The 20,326-nt window shown below is 65.1% G+C and carries 17 protein-coding genes; 8 read left to right on the top strand and 9 right to left on the bottom strand.

The annotated features are described in order from the left end of the window. Positions 1 to 148: 148 nt before the first annotated feature. Positions 149 to 1,093, top strand: a complete 945-nt coding sequence (locus V8683_RS21820) for a LysR family transcriptional regulator (protein WP_411192070.1) — start codon at positions 149 to 151, stop codon at positions 1,091 to 1,093. 43 nt (positions 1,094 to 1,136) lie between these two features. Here V8683_RS21820 and V8683_RS21815 read toward each other — a convergent pair whose 3' ends face one another. From V8683_RS21815 to V8683_RS21795, 5 genes are all read right to left on the bottom strand, one after another. Continuing rightward, positions 1,137 to 1,949, bottom strand: a complete 813-nt coding sequence (locus V8683_RS21815) for a fumarylacetoacetate hydrolase family protein (RefSeq protein ID WP_411192069.1) — start codon at positions 1,947 to 1,949, stop codon at positions 1,137 to 1,139. Positions 1,950 to 2,025: 76 nt separating this feature from the next. After that, positions 2,026 to 3,273 (bottom strand): formyl-CoA transferase, encoded by a 1,248-nt coding sequence (frc, locus tag V8683_RS21810; protein ID WP_411192068.1) that lies wholly within the window; start codon positions 3,271 to 3,273, stop codon positions 2,026 to 2,028. 378 nt (positions 3,274 to 3,651) lie between these two features. Continuing rightward, positions 3,652 to 4,383, bottom strand: coding sequence for a GntR family transcriptional regulator (locus V8683_RS21805; RefSeq protein WP_411192067.1), 732 nt, complete (start codon positions 4,381 to 4,383; stop codon positions 3,652 to 3,654). Further along, entirely contained in the window at positions 4,361 to 4,576 is a 216-nt protein-coding gene (locus tag V8683_RS21800; RefSeq protein ID WP_411192066.1) for a hypothetical protein, read from the bottom strand. The genes V8683_RS21805 and V8683_RS21800 overlap by 23 nt, the downstream gene beginning before the upstream one ends. A 246-nt stretch (positions 4,577 to 4,822) precedes the next feature. Further along, positions 4,823 to 5,986 carry a porin gene (locus V8683_RS21795; protein WP_411192065.1) on the bottom strand — a complete coding sequence of 388 codons (1,164 nt, stop codon included), beginning with the start codon at positions 5,984 to 5,986 and terminating at the stop codon, positions 4,823 to 4,825. Positions 5,987 to 6,250: 264 nt separating this feature from the next. On the opposite strand from V8683_RS21795, the gene mprF reads away from it, so the two are divergent. Continuing rightward, entirely contained in the window at positions 6,251 to 8,860 is a 2,610-nt protein-coding gene (gene mprF, locus V8683_RS21790; protein WP_411192064.1) for a bifunctional lysylphosphatidylglycerol flippase/synthetase MprF, read from the top strand. After that, entirely contained in the window at positions 8,857 to 10,236 is a 1,380-nt protein-coding gene (locus V8683_RS21785; RefSeq protein WP_411192063.1) for a virulence factor family protein, read from the top strand. The genes mprF and V8683_RS21785 overlap by 4 nt, the downstream gene beginning before the upstream one ends. Positions 10,237 to 10,347: 111 nt before the next feature. Here the strand turns inward: V8683_RS21785 and ahpF are convergent, their stop codons facing one another. The 3 genes from ahpF to V8683_RS21770 all read right to left on the bottom strand — a co-directional run bounded on the left by ahpF (position 10,348) and on the right by V8683_RS21770 (position 13,857). Next, entirely contained in the window at positions 10,348 to 11,949 is a 1,602-nt protein-coding gene (gene ahpF / locus V8683_RS21780) for an alkyl hydroperoxide reductase subunit F (protein ID WP_411192062.1), read from the bottom strand. 130 nt (positions 11,950 to 12,079) lie between these two features. Further along, positions 12,080 to 12,643, bottom strand: a complete 564-nt coding sequence (gene ahpC / locus V8683_RS21775; protein WP_027795001.1) for an alkyl hydroperoxide reductase subunit C — start codon at positions 12,641 to 12,643, stop codon at positions 12,080 to 12,082. 305 nt (positions 12,644 to 12,948) lie between these two features. Further along, complete coding sequence (locus V8683_RS21770; protein ID WP_411192061.1) at positions 12,949 to 13,857, bottom strand: LysR family transcriptional regulator; 909 nt, start codon at positions 13,855 to 13,857, stop codon at positions 12,949 to 12,951. Positions 13,858 to 13,968: 111 nt separating this feature from the next. On the opposite strand from V8683_RS21770, the gene V8683_RS21765 reads away from it, so the two are divergent. The 5 genes from V8683_RS21765 (at position 13,969) to V8683_RS21745 (ending at position 19,318) form a co-directional block, all read left to right on the top strand. After that, complete coding sequence (locus tag V8683_RS21765) at positions 13,969 to 14,694, top strand: pirin family protein (protein ID WP_411192060.1); 726 nt, start codon at positions 13,969 to 13,971, stop codon at positions 14,692 to 14,694. Between the two features lie 118 nt (positions 14,695 to 14,812). After that, entirely contained in the window at positions 14,813 to 15,226 is a 414-nt protein-coding gene (locus V8683_RS21760) for a DoxX family protein (protein ID WP_411192059.1), read from the top strand. 208 nt (positions 15,227 to 15,434) lie between these two features. Then, a complete protein-coding gene (locus V8683_RS21755; RefSeq protein WP_411192058.1) occupies positions 15,435 to 17,096 on the top strand; it encodes a SulP family inorganic anion transporter in 1,662 nt (553 codons plus the stop codon). 136 nt (positions 17,097 to 17,232) lie between these two features. Continuing rightward, on the top strand, positions 17,233 to 18,591 hold the full coding sequence (locus V8683_RS21750; RefSeq protein ID WP_411192057.1) for an aspartate aminotransferase family protein: 1,359 nt from the start codon (positions 17,233 to 17,235) through the stop codon (positions 18,589 to 18,591). Between the two features lie 13 nt (positions 18,592 to 18,604). Then, the gene (locus V8683_RS21745; RefSeq protein WP_411192056.1) at positions 18,605 to 19,318 is read left to right on the top strand and encodes a GntR family transcriptional regulator; all 714 of its coding nucleotides are present in this window, start codon (positions 18,605 to 18,607) and stop codon (positions 19,316 to 19,318) included. Positions 19,319 to 19,334: 16 nt separating this feature from the next. On the opposite strand, the gene V8683_RS21740 is transcribed toward V8683_RS21745, so the two are convergent. After that, positions 19,335 to 20,288, bottom strand: a complete 954-nt coding sequence (locus V8683_RS21740; RefSeq protein ID WP_411192055.1) for a hypothetical protein — start codon at positions 20,286 to 20,288, stop codon at positions 19,335 to 19,337. Positions 20,289 to 20,326 lie beyond the last annotated feature (38 nt).

The following is a 20,326-nucleotide window of genomic DNA, read 5'->3' as shown; positions in this document are numbered from 1 at the left end:
ACATCTCTTGCTCCTTGGTTCCGGCGCTTTTTCGCACGTCTCACGCACTACATTCGGAGTCCTTTATACTTCACGCCAGGGTCATTGCTGAATGACTCACGATTAGATGTTGTTACCATGGCAATTCACGTTCCTTTATGGATCGGCCATGACCATGCGAAACGCCACGCTGCGCCAGTTGAAAGTCTTCGAAACCGTGGCGCGTCATCTCAGCTTTTCGCGCGCGGCCGAGGAGCTCCACCTCACCCAGCCAGCCGTTTCCACGCAGGTCCGCCAGCTCGAAGACCATGCGGGGCTGCCGCTTTTCGAGCAGCTCGGCAAGAAGATCTACCTCACGCCGGCCGGCAGCGAAATGCTTCACTACAGCCGCACGATCATCCAGCAGTTCCACGAGGTCGACGAGGCAATGGGCCAGTTGAAGGGCATTTCGGGCGGCAAGCTCAACGTTGCCGTCATCAGCGCCGGCGACTACTTCTTCCCCCGCGTGCTGGCCGAATTCACGCGGCGCTATCCGGGCGTGCAACTCAATCTCTCCGTGCATAACCGCGAGCAACTGCTGCAGCAACTCGCGACGAACCAGACCGATCTCGCCGTGATGGTGCGTCCGCCGCATGGCGCGGACGCCATCAACGAAGCGTTTGCGCCGCATCCCTACGTGATCGTGGCCGCGCCCACTCACCCGCTCGCGCACCGGCGCGGCATCCCGCTCGAGGCGCTGGCCAACGAAGCCTTCGTCGTGCGCGAGCGCGGCTCGGACACGTGGAACTCGATGGAAGAAGCGTTCGCCGGCAAGCTTGCGAACCTCAAGATCGCCATGGAGATCAAGAGCACGGAAACCATCAAGCAGGCCGTGATCGCCGGCATGGGCATCGCTTTTCTCTCTGCGCACACGATCAGCCTCGAACGGCAGGTTGGGCATCTGACCGTGCTCGACGTCGAAGGCTTCCCGGTCATGCTCAACTGGTATGTCGTGCATCGCAAGAACAAGCGGCTGCCGCCTGTCGCCCTCGCGTTCGAGCGCTTCCTCATGGAAGAGGGCGCGCAGCTCATCGAAAACATCACCCGCGTCTCGGAATCGAGCTTTCATAGGTAAGGCGTTGTGGGTCGGGACGGTTCCTGTGGCGATCGCGGATTCCTCAGACAGCGTCTTCGGCCACGGCGTTCACCCGCGCGTCGGCTCGCACTCCGGCTAGCGTATTGACCAGCGTGCCGATACCCTCGATCGTGATTTCGACCGTTGCACCCGCACCGATCGAACCGACGCCCAGCGAAGTGCCGCACGCAATCACGTCACCCGGTTCGAGCGTGAGATCCTGCGAAATCAGGCTCACCTGCTGCGCCGGCGTGAACACCATGTCGTCGAGGGGATAGTTCTGGCGTTCGACGCCATCGAGCCGCGTCACCACGCGTGCACGGCGCCAGTCGAAACCGGAGACGATAGCCGGCCCCATGCAGCAGAACGTATCGAACCCCTTGGCGCGGCACCACTGCGGAAAGTGCGGGTTCTCGGCCACGAGGCTCGCTGCCGTAACGTCGTTGACGATCGTGTAGCCGAAAATCGAAGCTTCGGCTTCGTCCTCGCTCACGTTGCGGCAGCGCCTGCCGATCACGATGCCGAGCTCACCCTCGAAGACGATCTTGCCCGAATAGTGCGGAGGCCGAAGTATCGGCGCGTCCGATCCGATCACCGACCCGGGCGGTTTGAGCAGAAAGAGCGGATGCGAAGGCACCGGCTTCTCCAGCTTCGCGGCCAGCGCGCGAAAGTTGTTCCAGAGGGCAATCACCTTGCCCGGCGCGCACGGAGCAAGCGGCGTCAGCGTACGCAGCGAAAGCACCGCGCCGGTCCGCATAGGTTGATCGAGTCCGTCGTACTCGTGCAGATTGCCGTTCTCCACTTGGCCGAACACGATACTGCCGTCGTTCGCCATCAAGCGCATCCAGGTGTTCATGCTTCGCTCCCTCGTTGCCGTGCATGACGGCCAGGTGTTCGGTTCGCCGCTTTTTTCCCGCTTTTTCCCGTGTTGTTCAAATGGCGCCCGCAACGCGCAGCGCCGTGATTTCGTCGTGCGAGTAGCCGAATTCGGCCAGGACTTCGTCCGTATGTTCGCCAAGCAGCGGCGAACGCAGCACTTCGGTGGGGCTGTCCGAGAGCTTGATCGGGTTGCCAACGGTGAGGTACTTGCCGCGCACCGGATGATCGACCTCGACGATCGTGCCGCTCGCGCGCAGCGAGGCGTCGGTGGCGATCTCCTTCATCGAAAGAATCGGGCCGCACGGAATGTCGTAGCGGTTGAGCACGGCCATCGTCTCGAACTTGCTGCGCTTCAGGGTCCAGCCCTCGATCTCGTCGAAGATCGCCTTCAGGCGCGGCAAACGCGCATTCGGCGTGGCGTAGTCCGGATCGTCGATCCATGCCTCGCGTCCGATCAGCTTGCAGATGCGCTCCCACACCGGCGCCTGCGCAATGAAATAGATATACGCGTTCGGGTCGGTCTCCCAGCCCCTGCACTTGAGGATCCAGCCCGGCTGCCCACCGCCCGAAGCGTTGCCCGCGCGCGGCACGGCTTCGCCGAACGCCGCGTTCGGATACTGCGGGTACTCCTTCATCACGCCTGTGCGCGCGAGCCGCTGCTGATCGCGCAGTTTTACGCGGCACAGGTTCAGCACGCCGTCCTGCATGGCGGCAAGCACCTTCTGGCCGCGTCCCGTATGCACGCGCTGATAAAGCGCCGTGACGATGCCGAGCGCGAGATGCAGGCCCGTGCCGCTGTCGCCGATCTGCGCGCCGCTGACGACCGGCGGGCCATCGTCGAAGCCCGTCGTGGAAGCCGCGCCGCCCACGCACTGCGCCACGTTCTCGTAGACCTTGCAGTCTTCGTAGGGACCGGGGCCAAAGCCCTTCACCGAGGCGACGATCATGCGCGGATTCAATGTCTGGATGCGCTCCCATGAAAAGCCCATGCGTTCGAGTGCGCCGGGCGCGAAGTTCTCGACGAGCACGTCGCAATCGCGGATCAAGCGCTCCAGTACGCCCTTGCCTTGCGGGTGTTTCGTATCGATCGTGACGGAGCGCTTGTTGCCGTTGAGCATCGTGAAGTAGAGACTGTCCGCGTCGGGAATGTCACGCAGTTGATCGCGCGTGATATCGCCGGCGCCCACGCGCTCCACCTTGATGACGTCGGCACCGAACCACGCGAGCAACTGCGTGCAGGTCGGACCCGACTGAACGTGCGTGAAATCGAGAATGCGCACGCCATCCAGTGCCTTGCCCATGTCATGCCTCCTTGTCGGTCGTGGCCGGGCGAGTCGTCGAAAATCGATAGGAACCGCTGTCGCAGGTCAGCGCCGGCCTCGAGGCCAGGTGTGATCGCGTCGATGATTAATACGGTATGTGATATATCAAATCATGGCAAGCGGGAGCCCCCTCTCGTCACGGTTGCCGGGAATACGCGGCAAGGCCTTATCCAGACTGGGTTCGGTGCGATTTCTCGCTGCCATGTTGCGACGCACACTCGGGAAAATCCTGGGCCGCCCCTCCCCGGAGCGCGAGCCGTAAACGCGGAACGGGAAACCCGCGGGTCTCCCGTTCCGCCATGCTGCCGGTCCGGCTGCTACCGGGCTGCCACCCGGCTGTTGCCCGTTACGCCCTCCTCAGTCGAGGAAATCGCAGTACTTTTCCACGTGCGCGGCAAGATCGAGCGAATGCTGGCGCACGAGCTTTTCGGCCCGTTCGGTGTCGCGCTTCTCCAGCGCCTCGATGATGCGCAGATGATCGACGATCGAACGCGACGCACGATCGCTCTGCGAGATCGTCAGGCGCCGGATGGCGCGCACGTGCACGAAGATGTTCTTGATGGTGTCGAGGATCACCTGCGACTTCGAAAGCTCGACAATCGCCTGGTGAAACGCGATGTTGGCGTCCGAATACTCGGCAATATGCTCGGCAGGCGTGCTGTCGCGAAAGTTGTCGAACATGTGGCGCAGTTTCGCGATTTCCTCGTCGCTGGCGTGGAGCGTGGCGAGACGCGCGGCCATGCTCTCCAGCGCGGCCCACATCTGGATCATCTCCACGATCTCGCGCTTGCTCTTGCGCACGATATAGATGCCGCGGCGCGGCACCATGCGCAGGAAACCCTCCTGTTCGAGCAGCGTCATCGCCTCGCGCACCGGCGTGCGGCTCACGCCCAGCGTTTCGCTAAGCACGCGCTCGTCGAGGCGGATTTCCTCGCGCGATTGATAGATGTCGGCGTCGGCGATGGCCTGGCGCAGCATGGCGTAGGCCTGGTCGCGCAAGCTCAGTGTCGCGCTGATCGGTTGCAGCGCCAGCTTGAGCGGCGCCGGGGAAGATCGAGTGATGGCTTCAGTTCGAAGTTCTGACGACATTCATTGCCTCTTTACGGACCTGCTGACGATACATCGGCGTGGCGGCCGGCGCCTCGCCCAGACCGACGAACCGGCCGTGATCCGCAGCCCGCTCGACGACCGATTTCGGCAGCCGCGCGGCAATCAGCCAGGTAGCGGCGGCGCCAAGGCCCAAGGCAGCCACGCCAACGAGCGCGAGAGACGCGTAATCCATGTGAAGCTCCACGAGATTGAGTCATGCAATGACTCAATCCTATGATGCACTGCGGCAAAAATAAATATTCCGTATGTGATATATCATACGCTGTCGCTTGCCCGCGACAAAGGCTTCGATGGATGTCCGCCTGGCGTCTCTTCCGGCCGGGTTCGTCCGATAAACAACCCATCCTGGAGGAAATCGCCCCCGGCGGCAAGGGGCCCGATGCCGGGCAGACGCCCGGCATCGGTGGCGGGAACCGCGTCAGAACTTGTGACGCAACCCCAGGTTGAACATCGTCTGCGTGCTCGTGCCCGGATAGCCGTACGAGCCGATCGACGCATCGGCCGGCGCCGCTCCGCCCGAGCCGTCGCCCGTTTCGCCGCTCGCGTGCTGCCAGGCGGCCGTCATGTAGAGGTCGGTACGTTTCGAAAGGCTGTAGTCGGCGCCGATCGACACCTGATGGTAGTTCGCCGAGGTGTCGCCGTTGGAGTGCGTATAGCTATAGCCAATGCCGAGCAGCAGAACCGGACTCAGGTGATAGTCCACGAAGCCCTGGCCGGTGTTGTACTTCTCGGTGTCGTGGAACACGGAGCTGGCATCCGGCGCGTACTGGGCGTTGCTGTAGCCGAGGCCCATCGTGAACCGGCCGATCTCGTACTGCGCGGCGGCGCGCGCGATCGCCAGCGAGTGCGCCGAGACATAGCCGGCGTTGATCGGCCCGTCGAAGGTGCCGTCCGAGGTGCCGGTCCAGCCGTCCGTGCGAATGCCCAGCGCGGCCTGGCTGTTGGCCGCGTAGAAGTAGCCGCCCGCGAACCCGACCGGCCCGTTGTTGTAGGCCACGGCCGCCGCCCAGGACTGTTCGGCGCCCGTTGCGCCGGCCACGCCGCCGAACGCATACATCGTTTCCGCCTGGAGTCCGTTGAAGGACGGCGTGGTGTACTTGACCGAGCTGTTCACGCGAAAACTGTTGTCGTAGTTGTCGACGTCGCCTGGCGTGGCGAAGGCCGAGCCGAAATAGTTGTCGGCCGTGATGCCCTGGACGAGGTCCACCAGCGGATCGTACTGGCGGCCGAGGGTGAGCGAGCCGTACTGCTCCGCAGTCAGCCCGACGAAGGCCTGGCGGCCGAACAGCCGGCCGTCCTGCTCGCTGCCGCCCGTAGACGGATTGAAGCCGCTTTCGAGCAGGAAGATCGCCTTCAGCCCGCCGCCGAGATCTTCGGCGCCCTTGAGGCCCCAGCGCGACCCGGAAAGATTGCCCGAACTGCTGTTGCCGAGCGACCACTGGTTCGCGTTGCCCTGGGCGTGATTGATATAGGTGAGGGAAGTATCGATGGCGCCGTACAACGTCACGCTGGTCTGTGCGTGGGCCACGCTGGCGGCGCCGACCAACGCCAGCGAAAGAGAAGTCAAGGCGATTCTTTTCACGTCGCTCTCCCTTCTGGCTTGTTGCTCCTCCAGTTACCTGAGACTACCTCTCCCGGGCGGCGAAGTAAAAAAATTAAAGGTGATGTCTCAAATTGTTAACAGCCGCGCGGCCACCGCCTGGCTGGGTCCGACCCCAACCGGTCCGATTTGACCGGCTGGGTCAACCACATCGCGCTCTGAAGCGTTTGCTGACTTTTACCAGTCCATTACCAGACGTTTACGCGGATGTTGAGCCGATGTCGACCTCGGGTGCCGGACCCTGCCATGCCTGACTCACGATCCTCGCGCGCGGCGCAGGCCACCGCCGCGTTGCGGCGTCGCTTCGCCGCCTTGCAACCTCAGCGCTTCGTCGCGCCCGCCCTCGCGCTCGGCATCTGCGCGCTCCTGCTCGTGGTGTTCCAGCACCTCTCGCAATCCGTCAATTACCGGTCGGTCGCGCATCAGCTCCAGCATCTGGCGCCGTCCGAATGGACCGGCGCGCTGGCGGCCACCGCCATCAGCTTCATCGCGCTCGTCGGACGCGACGCCGTCGGTCTGCGCTACCTCGGCGCCCGTGTCTCGCGCGGCGCACTCTGGGTCGGTGCGATCGCCGGCTCGGCGCTCGGCAACGTCACCGGCTTCGGCGCGCTCACGGGCGGCGCCGTGCGCTGCCGCGTCTATGGCGGTGCGGGCGTCACCGCAGCCCAGATCGGCCGCATGACCGTATTCACGAGCGTCACGCTCGCGTTCGCCCTCGCGTTGATGACGGCGCTCGGCATGGCAAGCAATGCCGGCACGCTCGCCGGCCTGCTGCACCTCGCGCCTGATACGCTGCGCGGGATCGGCGGCGCGCTGCTCGCGCTCGGCGCCGCGCTCATTGCCGCCTGCCCGGCGCAAGCGCGCGAGATCGAGCCGTTCGGCCGCGCCGCCCTGCGCTTTTCCGTTCCCGCGCGAGGCGATCTCGTCGCCCAGTTGCTGCTCGCCGCGCTCGACGTCGCGGGCGCCGGGCTCGCGCTCTGGTCGGTGATGCCGCACGCGCAGGTCGGCTTCGGCAGCTTTCTGACCGTCTACTGCGCGGCCATGCTGCTCGGGATGATCGGCCACACGCCGGGCGGCATCGGCGTGTTCGAGGCCGCGATGGTGTACGCGCTCGGCCCGGACGTGTCCACCTCGCCCGTGCTCGCCGCGCTGCTCGCCTACCGCGCGATCTACTTCGGCGCGCCGCTCGCCGCTTCGGCCGCGTTGCTCGCGGCCTTCGAAGGCCGCGCGCTCGCGAAGCCGCTCGGCACGACCCTCGCGCGCCGCGGCGCCGACGGTGTCTCGCAGCTCGCGCCGCTCTTTCTCGCGATCGTCACCTTCGTCACGGGCGGCATGCTCGTGATCTCGGGCGCGACCCCCGCCTTCGAGCACCGCATCGCCATGCTGCAGACCTTCCTGCCGCTCTGGGTGCTCGAAAGCTCGCAACTGCTCAGCAGCCTGTTCGGCGTGCTCCTGCTGTTCGTGGCGCGCGGCCTGCTGCGGCGTCTCGACGCCGCGTGGTGGCTAGCACTCCTGATCGCTTTCGCCAACCTCGCGCTTTCGCTGACCAAGGGCCTCGCGTTCGTCGAAGCCGGCGTGCTGGGCGTGCTCATCGTCCTGCTGTTCGCCACGCGCGGCCGCTTCAACCGACATTCGTCGCTGTTCGCCGAGCGCTTCACCCCGGGCTGGCTCGCCTCGGTGGCCTGCGTGATCGCGCTCGCCGTGTGGGTGCTCTTCTTCGCGTTCCGCGACGTGCAGTACTCGCATCACCTCTGGTGGCAGTTCGCCTTCGACGGACGCGCTCCGCGCGCGCTGCGCGCGACGCTCGGCGCAGTCGTGCTGGCAGCCACGCTCGCGTCGTGGCAATTGCTGCGGCCGGCGGCGGGCCGCTTCGTGAAGCCCGCGAGCGAGGACCTCGAAGAAGCCGGGCGCATCGTGCGCGCCCAGGAGCGCAGCGACGCGGGCCTCGCGCTGATGGGCGACAAGAGCTTTCTGTTCTCGGGCTCGCGCAACGCCTTCCTCATGTACGCGAAACACGGCCGCACGTGGGCCGCGCTGCACGACCCGGTCGGCCCGCGCGAGGAATGGCCCGCGCTGATCCGCACGTTCGTTTCGCTCGCGCACGCTCACGGCGGACGCGCCGCGTTCTACCAGGTGCGCGCCGACGCGCTGCCGCTCTATCTCGACGCGGGCCTCACCTTGATGAAGCTCGGCGAGGAAGCGCGCGTGATGTTGCAGGAGTTCGACCTCAAGGGCCCGCAGCGCGCGCATCTGCGCTATGCGCTCAAGCGCGGCGAGCGTGACGGCTTCTCGGTCGAGCCGATTGGCCGGGCACGGATGGCGGAGCACCTGCCGGCGCTGCGCGCCATCTCCGACGCCTGGCTCGACAGCCGCGACGCGCGCGAGAAGAGCTTCTCGGTAGCCGCGTTCGACGACGACTACCTGGCCGCGCAATCGGTGCTGCTCGTGCGCCAGCATGGCGAGCCCGTGGCGTTCGTCACGTTCATGACGACCGACCTCGCCACCGAAGCGACGGTCGGCGTGATGCGCCACCTGCCGGGCGCGTCGCCGTACGCGATGGAGTATCTGTTCACACAGCTCGCGCTTCAGCTCAAGGCCGCCGGCTATCACGCCCTGTCGCTCGGCATGGCGCCGCTTGCAGGCATGGGCCCGACACCGCTCGCTTCGCCATGGCACCGCCTCGCCGGACTGATCTGGCGTTTCGGCGGCAAGTTCTACAACTTCCGGGGGCTGCGCGGCTTCAAGAACAAATTCGCGCCGCACTGGGAACCGCGCTATCTGGCCGCTTCGGGCTCGATCAGCGTGTTCATCACCCTCGCCGATCTTTCCCTGCTGGCTGGAGGCTGGCGCTCATGACGAAACGCTTTTTCGAACGGCCGCGCCTTGCCGCGGCGGCCACGGCTTTGTTCGCGACGCTCGCGTGCGGCGCGGCGCATGCCACGCTCAATCCGGCTCCCGCGGCCGTGACCCACGTGCAGGGCGGCCGCTATGGCGAAGTCGCGGTGACGAGGCCTGCCGGTCCGATGCTCGGCTTCGCCGTGCTGTTCTCGGCGGGCGATCACTGGACCTCGGGCGACCAGACGCGCGCCGACGCGCTCGCCCAGCACGGCGCGATGGTGGTAGGCGTGGACACGGCGGACTATGCGCAGAATCTCGCGGCCCTCAAGACGGAGACCTGCCACAAGCTGTACAGCGACGCCGAAGCGCTGAGCCACCAGCTCGAACGCCGGCAGGCATCGACCCAGTATTTCGCGCCCATCGCGATCGGCAGCGGCGAAGGCGCGCTGATTGCGCAACACATGCTCTCGCAGGCGCCGGCCAACACGATGGCGGGCGCGGTATCGCTCGATCCCGCCGCGCGGCTCGACGCGCGCTTCGTCCCCTGCCCGGCCGATCCGACGCTTTCGCGCGGCAAGGGCTTGCCCGGCTTCTTCGAACAGGGCGTGACGTCAGCGGCAACGCGCACGACTCAGGTTGCGCATGCAACGAACGACGCAACAGCACCGCGCACGTTCGCCGCGAACGTCCCCGACGCGGACAAGCTCGTTGCGCTCGCCGCGCCGCATCTGCACGTGCAGGCCGAAAGCGAGGAGGATGTCTCCGACCTGCCGCTCGTGGAACTGCCTGCCGCGCATCCCACCGACATGCTCGCCATCGTGATCTCCGGCGACGGCGGCTGGCGCGATCTCGACAAGACGATCGCCGAAACACTGCAGAAAGACGGCATCGACGTGGTCGGCTGGGACGCGCTGCGCTACTTCTGGAGCGAGAAGTCGCCCGAGGAAACGAGCCGCGACCTGGCGCGCGTGATCCGGACGTACGAAGCGCGCTGGCATGCGAAGCACGTAGCGCTCGTGGGCTACTCGTTCGGCGCCGACGTCATGCCGTTCGCGTACAACCGGTTGCCGGACGCACTGCGTGCGAAGGTCTCGTACATGTCGCTGCTCGGCTTCGCGCCGGACGCCGATTTTCAGGTCCGCGTGACGGGCTGGCTCGGCATGCCCGCCAGCGACAAGGCGCTCGCCGTGCGGCCGGAACTCGCGAAGGTGCCGCCGGCCATCGTGCAGTGCGTCTACGGCGCCGACGAGAAGGACACGCTGTGCCCGGCGCTCGCGAATACCGGCATGGACATCGTGAAGACGAACGGCAGCCACCACTTCGACGGCAATTACGGCGCGCTCGCGGCAAAGATTATTGAGGGGTGGGAGAAGGAGATTGCGGTGCGGGGGTGAGGGGATGGCCAGATACCGCACGCCCCGCGATCCATCCACGAAGTCCAGACCCCCCAAAAAAGACGCCGGCAAAGCCGGCGCGTCAAAGAGAGACTATTTTCCCGCCAAGGCTCAAGCCTCCACGGCGGCAACCTTCGCATCCTCTTCCTGGTCCGCCGACGAGCGGATCAGGTATTCGAACGCACCGAGCGAAGCCTTCGCACCTTCGCCCACGGCGATCACGATCTGCTTGAACGGTACTGTGGTCACGTCGCCGGCGGCAAACACACCCGGCACCGACGTTTGTCCCTTCGCGTCCACTTCGATCTCGCCGTGCTTCGAGAGCGCCACCGTCCCCTTGAGGAATTCGGTGTTCGGCACGAGGCCAATCTGCACGAACACGCCTTCGAGTTCGAGATGACGCTTCTCGCCGCTCGTGCGTTCGAGATACGCGAGGCCCGTAACCTTCTGGCCGTCGCCCGAAATTTCCGTGGTCTGCGCGTTCACGTGCACCGCGACATTCGGCAGGCTGCGCAGCTTGCGCTGCAGGACTTCGTCCGCACGCAGTTGCGTGCCGAACTCGAGCAGCGTCACATGGCTCACGATGCCCGCGAGGTCGATGGCCGCTTCCACACCCGAATTGCCGCCGCCAATCACGGCCACGCGCTTGCCCTTGAAGAGCGGACCGTCGCAGTGCGGGCAGTACGCCACGCCCTTGTTGCGGTATTCCTGCTCGCCCGGCACGTCCACGTTGCGCCAGCGCGCACCCGTGGCGAGCACCACGCTCTTCGCGCGCAGCGTCGCGCCGCTCGCGGTGCGGATCTCGATCGACTTGTCGCCCGGCACGAGCGCCTCGGCGCGCTGCAGGTTCATGATGTCGACGTCGTAGGCACGCACGTGCTGCTCCAGCGCCGCCGCGAACTTCGGCCCTTCCGTTTCCTTCACCGAGACGAAGTTCTCGATCGCCATCGTGTCGAGCACCTGGCCACCGAAGCGTTCGGCGAGCACGCCGGTGCGAATGCCCTTGCGCGCCGCGTAGATCGCGGCCGCCGCGCCGGCGGGGCCGCCGCCGACGATGAGCATGTCGAACATATCCTTCTGGCTCAGCTTTTCGGCAGCACGCGCCGAGGCGCCGGTATCGAGCTTCGCGAGAATTTCCTCGACGCCCATGCGACCCTGGCCGAACACTTCGCCGTTCAGGTAAATGGTCGGCACGGCCATGATCTGGCGCTTCTCGACCTCGTCCTGGAACAGCGCGCCGTCGATCGTGACGATCTTCACGTTCGGGTTCAGCGCGGCCATCGCATTGATCGACTGCACGACTTCCGGGCAGTTCTGGCACGTGAGCGACATATAGACTTCGAACGAGAACGCGCCGTCGAGCGCCTTCACCTGTTCGATCGTTTCGTTTTCGAGCTTGACCGGATGGCCGCCCACCTGCAGCAGCGCGAGAACGAGCGACGTGAATTCATGGCCCATCGGAATGCCCGCGAACGTGACCGACACGTCCGAGTTCGCGCGCTTCAGTTCGAACGAAGGGGTACGCGCGTCGCCGGCTGCGGCGCCACGGCGTTCTTCGTAGCGGATGCGATCCGAGAGCGAGGCGATATCCTGCAGGAGCCCCTGCAGTTCCTGCGACTTCTCGCCGTCGTCCAGGTACGCAACGATCTCGATCGACTGCGTGATCTTTTCCAGGTAGCTTTTCAGTTGAGTCTTGAGATTGGCGTCGAGCATGGCTTTTCTTTCCGGCTAGAAGTGAAGCAGAGGGGAATGCCGTTCAGGCGTCCGGGCCGCAGCCGCAAGGGCGCGGCCCGGATTACAGCAGCGTCATGCGATCAAGGCGATCGCATTGCGAATGCGACGCTTAGATCTTGCCGACGAGGTCGAGCGACGGCTTCAGCGTTTCAGCGCCCGGCGTCCACTTGGCGGGGCACACTTCGCCCGGGTGAGCGGCGACGTACTGGGCGGCTTGCACCTTGCGCAGCAGTTCCTTGGCGTCGCGGCCAATGCCGTTGTCGTGGATTTCGCACAGCTTGATCTCGCCTTGCGGGTTGATCACGAACGTGCCGCGCAGCGCGAGGCCTTCTTCTTCGATCATCACGTCGAAGTTGCGCGTGATCGCGCCGGTCGGGTCGCCGACGAGCGGGTACTGGATCTTGGCGATCGTTTCCGACGTGTCGTGCCAGGCCTTGTGCGTGAAGTGCGTGTCGGTCGAGACGCCGTAGACTTCGACGCCGAGCTTCTGGAATTCTGCGTACTGGTCAGCCAGGTCGCCCAGCTCCGTCGGGCACACGAACGTGAAGTCAGCCGGGTAGAACACGACAACCGACCACTTGCCGAGGAAGTTCTCTTCCGAAACCGGAACGAACTTGCCGTTGTGATAAGCGGTGGCCTTGAACGGCTTGACTTGCGTGTTGATGAGAGACATGCGTTGTTTCCTCGCTGGGTTGGAAAAGGTATGGACGAAATTTACGGGAATCGCGTCCGTTTGAAAAATTGGTTGCTTTGATCGCGGGTATTGTCTGTTCCTATCGGCCTCCATAGAGACCGCCGAAAGCCCCGCCCGCGCCCGCTCTCACCCGTTCGAGCCGACCCGGCGCAACCACCGGGGGCGTCGAGCATACAACGAAACTGCGACATTGCGCCTCAGTCGCCGCGCCCCCTTGCCGTCGTCAATCGAACAGATGCGGACGCAACGGCCATTTGGCAAGAGCGGGCGCACCTCGGCTCGCATCAAAGCGCCCCGCCGCGCGCGGTTGCCGCACGGGCCGCCAGACGCGTTCGCAGAAATTGCGTAAACGCCCGGATCGTCACAGAACCTTCGCGATGCTGGGGATAAACCGCATGCAGCGCGCCCGGCGGCGGCATGAACGGCGCGAGCACTTCGACCAGAAGCCCCGCATCCACCGATCCCGCTACGATGAAATCGGGCAAATAAGCGATGCCGAGCCCCGCGATAGCCGCATCGCGGATCACCTCGCCGTTGTTCGCGCGCAGCGGGCCCTGCACTTCGAACGGTGTGCGCGCACCGTCCACGACGAAGCTCCACGCCGCCCGGCCTTCCTGTCCATAGGGCAAGCAGGCGTGGTGCGCGAGATCGGCCGGCGTGGCCGGTTCGCGGCGGCGGCGCCGGTAGCCGGGGCTGCAGCACGCGATCATGCGCACGTCGATAAGCTTTTGCGCAACGAGCGTCGAATCCTGCAACTGCCCGATGCGCAAAGCCATGTCGAAGCCCTCGCCGACCACGTCGACGGTGCGGTCGCTCAGGTCCATGTCGAAGCGCACGTCCGGATGCTCGCGCAGAAACTCGGCAACGAGCGGCGAGAGGTGCGCCATGCCGAACGACATCGGCGCGCTCACCCGCAAGAGGCCGCGCGGCTCGGTGCGGCGCGCGGACATGGCTGTTTCCGCTTCGCCGACCTCCGCGAGAATGCGCTTCGCCCGCTCGTAGAAATCCTGCCCGAGATCCGTGACAGCCAGATTGCGCGTGTTGCGCACGAGGAGCCGCACGGAAAGACTCGCCTCCAGCGCGGCCACGCGGCGGCTCACGAACTGCTTCGAAAGCCGCAGGCGGTTGGCCGCCGCCGTGAAATTGCCCGCCTCCACGGTCGCCACGAAGATCCGCATGTCGTCGAGTTGCATTGCCATTGTCCACTTAAACGTGACAGTCATTCCAATTTTCAGTCAATTATAATCAACTGGATTGACCTAAACTGACGTTCATCCCATCGGACAACATCAATGGAGGTCGAAATGATTGAACTGCGCAATGCCGACCAACGCGGCCGCGGCGAGCATGGCTGGCTTAGCTCACGCCATACGTTCTCGTTTGCGAATTACTACGATCCGCAGCAGATCGGCTTCTCCGACCTGCTCGTGATCAACGACGACCGCGTTGCGCCGGCGCGCGGCTTCGGCAAGCATCCGCACCGCGATATGGAAATTTTCTCGTACGTGCTGGAAGGCGCACTGGAGCATAAGGACTCGATGGGCACGGGCTCGGTGATCGTCCCCGGCGACGTGCAGTTGATGAGCGCCGGCACGGGCGTCGCGCACAGCGAGTTCAACCACTCGGCCAGCGACCCGGTGCATTTCCTGCAGATCTGGATCGCGCCGAACGTGAAGGGCGCACAGCCGCGCTATCAGCAGAAGAACATCGCCGATACGGAAAAGCGCGGCAAGCTGCGCCTCATCCTCTCGCCGGACGGCGCCGACGATTCGCTGCTGCTGCGCCAGGACGCGCGCGTCTACGCCGGCCGCTTCGACGGCGCGGAAACGGCGAAGCTCGAACTCGACGCCGACCGCTACGCTTATGTGCACGTGGCCCGCGGTAGCGTAAGCGTGAACGGCGTAGCGCTGGGCGAAGGTGACGGCGCGCGCATCCGCAACGAACGCGAGCTGACGTTCAGCGACGGCCAGGACACCGAAGTGCTGGTCTTCGACCTGCGCAACAACGAAGTCTCCGAACTCTGGTCCTGATGTTGATCGTCGCGCACCAGATCGCGTAGGCTTGGAGGGGGCCCGGCGGGCCCCTCTCCCGGCAGACGCTGCAACCCACAGAAACAATTCGAACTGCAACCTCCTTCGGAGATTCAACATGCGATACAACCTGTTCGGCCAGAGCAACGACCTCGTCCTGCTCGTCTCGCGCCTCTTCCTCGCCACGCTGTTCGTGCTGTTCGGCTGGGCCAAGATCACGGGCTTTTCGGGCACCGTCGGCTATATGGAGCACGTGGGCGCGCCCGCGCCGATGCTCTCGGCGATCATCGCCGTTGTCATGGAGCTGGTGGTAGGTGTCCTGATCTTTGTCGGCTTCTATACGCGTCCCCTCGCGGTGCTGCTCGCGATCTACACCATTGCCACCGGGTTCGTCGGCCATCACTTCTGGACCGAGACCGGCATGGAGCAGATGGAAAACATGATCAACTTCTACAAGAACGTCAGCATCGCGGGCGGCCTGCTGGCGCTCGCCGTGACCGGCCCGGGACGGTTCTCGATCGACAGGAAGTAAGCAGCGCGCGAGCCTCACGGCTCGCCGTGCGGGAAGGCGCGAGGCCGTTCGTCCGGCGTCGCGCCTTTTTTTTCGTTGCACCGCATCATGCGGCCGGCCGCTGTTGCATCCCACGCTCCGGCGTCTGCGCTACCATCCTCGACACCCTCGTCGACACCCTCGTCGGCACCCGCGGGCACACGACCAACAACAAGGATGAGAGGCAGACATGTCCACGACCCCACAGGGCGCCACGCCCTTCCTGCAGCGCCATCTCAAGGATCTTCTCGCCGGCTGCGCCATCGCCGGGCTGCTGCTGCCCGAGGCCGTCGCCTACGCGAACATCGGCAACGTGCCGGCGCAGGCGGGGATCGTCGCGCTGCTCGCGGGGCTCGTCATCTATGGCCTGATCGGCAAGAGCCGCTTTGCGGTCGTTTCGTCCACGTCTTCATCGGCCGCCGTGCTTGCCGCCGTCACGCTCGCCGAGTCCGGCGGCGACGCCGCCTCGCGGCTCCTGATCGGGGCAGGCATCGTCATCCTGACCGGCGCGTTCTTTCTCGCCGCCAGCCTCGCACGGCTCGGCAACATGTCCGACTTCATCGCGAAGTCGGTCCTGCGCGGCTTTACGTTCGGCCTCGCCATCACCATCGTCCTCAAGCAGGTCGGCCTCGCGCTGCATGTGAGCCCCGCGCACTCCGACGCGCCGCGCTATTTCCTGGGTCTCCTGAAAGCGTCGCATCAATGGAATCTCTACGGCGGCGCGCTCGCCCTCGTGGCGCTCGCCCTCCTCTATGCGCTGCGCCGCTGGCCTCGCGTGCCCGCCACGCTCGTCGTCATCGTGCTCGCCGTCGCGCTGGGCTACGCCGTCGATCTGCCGCACTACGGCGTCGCCCAGGTGGGCCGCATCGACTTCGACCGCGTCGGCTTCCGCCTGCCCGATCTCGTACGCAACCAATGGCTGCGCTCCGGCGAACTGGCCGTCGCCATGATGCTGATCGTCTACGCCGAATCGTATGGCTCGATTCGCGGCTTCGCGCTCAAGCACGGCGACCCGTTCGTGCCCAACCGCGACCTCGCCGCGCTCGGCGCGAGCAATCTCGTCTCCGGACTGTTCGGCGGCATGCCGGTGGGAGCGGGCTATTCGGCCACTTCGGCCAACGAGGCAGCCGGCGCGCAAACACGCGTGGCCGCGTGGTGCGCCGCCGCCGTCATCGCGCTGATGGTCGCCCTGCTGCTGCCGCAGATCGCGCTCATTCCCGAGCCCGTGCTCGCGGCCATCGTGATCCACGCGGTAAGCCACACCATCGATCCGCGCGTGTTCGCCCCGTACGTCAAATGGCGCCGCGACATCTATCTCGCGTTCGGCGCGTGCCTCGCGGTGCTCATTCTCGGCGTGCTGGACGGGCTGTTGCTTTCCATCGTCGTGAGCCTGCTCTGGACCCTGCGCAATTTCTCGGAGCCCAAGGTCAGCGTGCTTGGCCGTCTTGGCGACACGCACGACTTCGTCGACACGAGCATCCACCACGACGCCCAGCCGGTGCCGGGCATCCTGATCGTGCGTCCCGAAGCGCCGCTCTTCTTCGCCAACGTCGAACGCGTGCTGACCAGTCTGCGCATGCTGGGCGCGGTGGGAGGCGGGGAACTGCACACCACGATCATGAGCCTCGAGGAATCCGCCGATATCGACGGCTCGACGATCGAAGGCCTGCATACCTACGCCGCCGAACTCGCGCGCGACGGCCGCCGGCTGGTGCTCGCGCGCCTCAAGCCGAAGGTGTTGCGCGTGCTGACGCGCGCGGCGGACGAAACGTTGCCGCTCGAAGCCCTGAACGAACTGAGCGTGGACGTTTGCGTGCGCTCTCTGCTGGAAACAAGAGAGACGGGAGGCTAATCCCCGGTCCCGCTCTCCCGCTTTCCTGAAATTTGATCAAATTTACATCGCGGCCCCTCCCATGCGATGATTTGATCAAATCTTGCGGTGCCCATCCTCTTCGAGGAGGCAAACCGCTACACACAGGAGACACTCCATGCCCGACCGTCAAGGCGTGAACTGGGACCGCGTGCAGCGCGTCCTCGCACGCGAACGCGAAGCGTTCATCGCCGCCCGCCCGAAGTCGCAAGCGCTTTCCGCACGCGCCGCGCAACATCTGCTGTTCGGCGTGCCGCTGCACTGGATGAACGACTGGTCCACGCCCTTCTCGCTCTACGTCGAAGCCGCGCGCGGCGCCACCTTCACCGACGCGGACGGCCACCATTACGCCGACTTCTGCCTCGGCGACACGGGCGCGATGTTCGGCCACGCGCCCGAAGCCGTCTCCCGCGCGCTCGCCGCGCAGGCGCAGCGCGGCTTCACGACCATGCTGCCGGGCGAGGACGCCGTCGTGGTGGCCGAGGCGCTCGCCGAGCGTTTCGGCCTACCGTACTGGCAGTTCGCGATGACCGCCAGCGACGCGAACCGCTTCGCGCTGCGCTGGGCGCGCGCCGCCACGGGCCGCAAGCAGATCGTGGTGTTCAACGGCTGCTATCACGGCACGGTGGACGACGTGTTCGTCGATCTCGTCGACGGCGTGCCGACGCAGCGCGCGAGCCTGCTCGGCCAGGTGCACGACCTGCTGCCTTATACGCGCGTGGTGGAGTTCAACGACCTCGTTGCGTTAGCGCATGCGCTGGCCGACGGCGAGGTCGCCTGCGTGCTGGCCGAGCCCGCGATGACGAACGTCGGCATGGTGCTGCCCGAGCCCGGCTTCTGGCGCGAAGCCCAGGCGCTGATGCGCCGCCACGGCACGCTGCTCGCCATCGACGAGACGCATACGATCTCCAGCGGCCCGCGCGGCTACGCGCGCGAGCACGGCATCGAGCCCGATCTCTTCGTGCTCGGCAAGCCCGTGGGCGGCGGCGTGCCGTGCGCCGTATACGGCTTTTCCGCAGCATTCGCGGCGCGCGCGCAGCAGGCGAAGTTCGATGCCCCGCCGGGCCATTCCGGCATCGGCACGACGCTCACGGCGAACATGCTTTCGATGAGCGCCATGCGCGCAACCCTCACCGAAGTGATGACCGATGCCGCCTACGAACACATGTTCGCACTCGCGCAGCGGCTTGCGGACGGCCTGAGCGATACGATCGCGCGCCACGGGCTGCCGTGGTGCGTGACGCGCGTGGGCGCGCGCACCGAGTTCCAGTTCTGCAAGACACCACCGCGCAACGGCACCGAGGCGCGCGCCGCGATGGACGACGAACTCGAACACATCGTGCATCTGTACCTGCTGAACCGCGGCGTGCTGATCACGCCGTTCCACAACATGATGCTCGTGTGCTCCGACACGACGGCGGCCGACGTCGACCGGCTGCTCGAAGCGTTCGATGCGTGTTTAGCAGAGCTGAAGTAGGCGGAACCCGGCGATGAAAACCCGCGCGCATCAGTCGTTGCAGGACGAAACCTACGCCACGCTGCGCCGCTGGCTCAGCCTTGGCCGCTTCGTGCCTGGCGAGCGCCTGCGCATTCACGCGCTTGCGGAGCAGCTAGGCGTGGGCGTGATGCCGGTGCGCGCGGCGCTCGTGCGGCTCGCCGCCGAATCGGCGCTCGTGAATCTGCCCAACCGCGGCGTGCTTGTGCCGCAACTCACGCGCGCCCAGTTCGACGACGTGCTGAACGTGCGCGTGATGCTGGAGGGCGAGGCGGCGCGCCTCGCCACGCCGCGCCTTACGTCCGAAGAGATCGGGCAACTGGACGCGCTTTGCTCGCAGATGGCCGAGGTGCTCGCGCGGGGCGTGCCGACACGCTATCTGGACGCCAACGAAGCGTTCCATCTCGTGCTGTACCGTGCGAGCGGATCGCCGCTGCTGGTCGAACTGATCGAGACCGTGTGGCTGCAGGTGGGGCCGATCTCGAACCTGCTGTTCGACGACGCGGCATTTTCAGCAACGCTCAACGACGCTCACGACGGTTTGATGCGGCGGTTGAAGCGCCGCGACGCCGAAGGCGTGCGGCGCGCGATCGAGCGCGATTTGCGGCATGCGGCACGGAAGCTGCGAGGGCACTGTCTGCCCGATGTTGCTCAGGAAACCTCTGGCGAGGCGCAACCAGCCGGCACCGTTAGCGCAACTCCACGCTGAACCGGATGCTTCTCTATCAAATCGGCTTTTCGACGGGGGGCTGGCCGCCAGGCAGATTTGCCGCCTGACCATCCTTGTCGAATGCGCTGTAAGTCCATTCCAGTTTGAGCACCGAGGTCGCGGTCGAGCGAGGCAGACCAACTCCGTATTCGGTCAAATAGGTTCGACGCAGCCTGCTCTGGACGATGCCATCTTTTGTTGACTCGCAGTCCAGATCAATGGCTTTACCGGTCAACGCAGAGTTGAATTGCGAGGCCGGATAGTAGTGGCTCGCATGACAAGTCCACACGAGAGTCTGGAAGTTGACGATCTGAACCGTCGTGCCGAGCTTGAACGCCGTCGTGTAGGTCTCGTTCTCTTGCGGCGCTTTGAAAGCAAACTGATTGTTGTCGACGTCGTGCGTCACAAACGGGATGAACGCGACCTGCTGCGAGTACATCGCCGTTTCTTCTTTCAGGCTGTAAATATTGAGGTAGGAGAGGCTAAACGTTACGCCGGCGGGCACACCGTTCGCCGACGTTTCGTATACCTGTTGAACCATGCCGGTATTTTGAGCGTTGATCAGCACGCTCTTGAAGTCGTTCTGAATCGCCGCATTGCCGACATGACCTGACACCGTACCCAACACCGTCAAAATCTTGAACGGTAGTTCGTGCTTGCCTGCCGCAGGCAGTCTGTCTCGAACGCTCGTGGGCAAGGAGTCGATGCCAAAATGTGCCGCGAGATATCCGGGCTGGTCATTCGCAATGTCTTTGACCGACACGAACTGGGCGCATCCGGACAATAGCGCAACCGATATGAGCGAAGCGCCGATAAGCAGACGGTTATTTTTGTATCTCATTTTTCTTGGATTCTCTGTCAACATTCGAGGCACAGCCGGCCTCTCATCTACGGGGAGCAGCTTGACTCGCTTATCGGCACGGGCAATGGATTCTTTAGTCAGAAGCCTGCGCGCAAGGCCGTCCACCAAGTCTTGCTATCCTTCCCTCACCCCAAGCCGCCCCGCGG

Source organism: Paraburkholderia sp. AV2 (assembly GCF_054968425.1).
The sequence above is the reverse complement of the archived record's forward strand: the minus strand, read 5'-3'. Positions and strand labels throughout refer to the sequence as shown.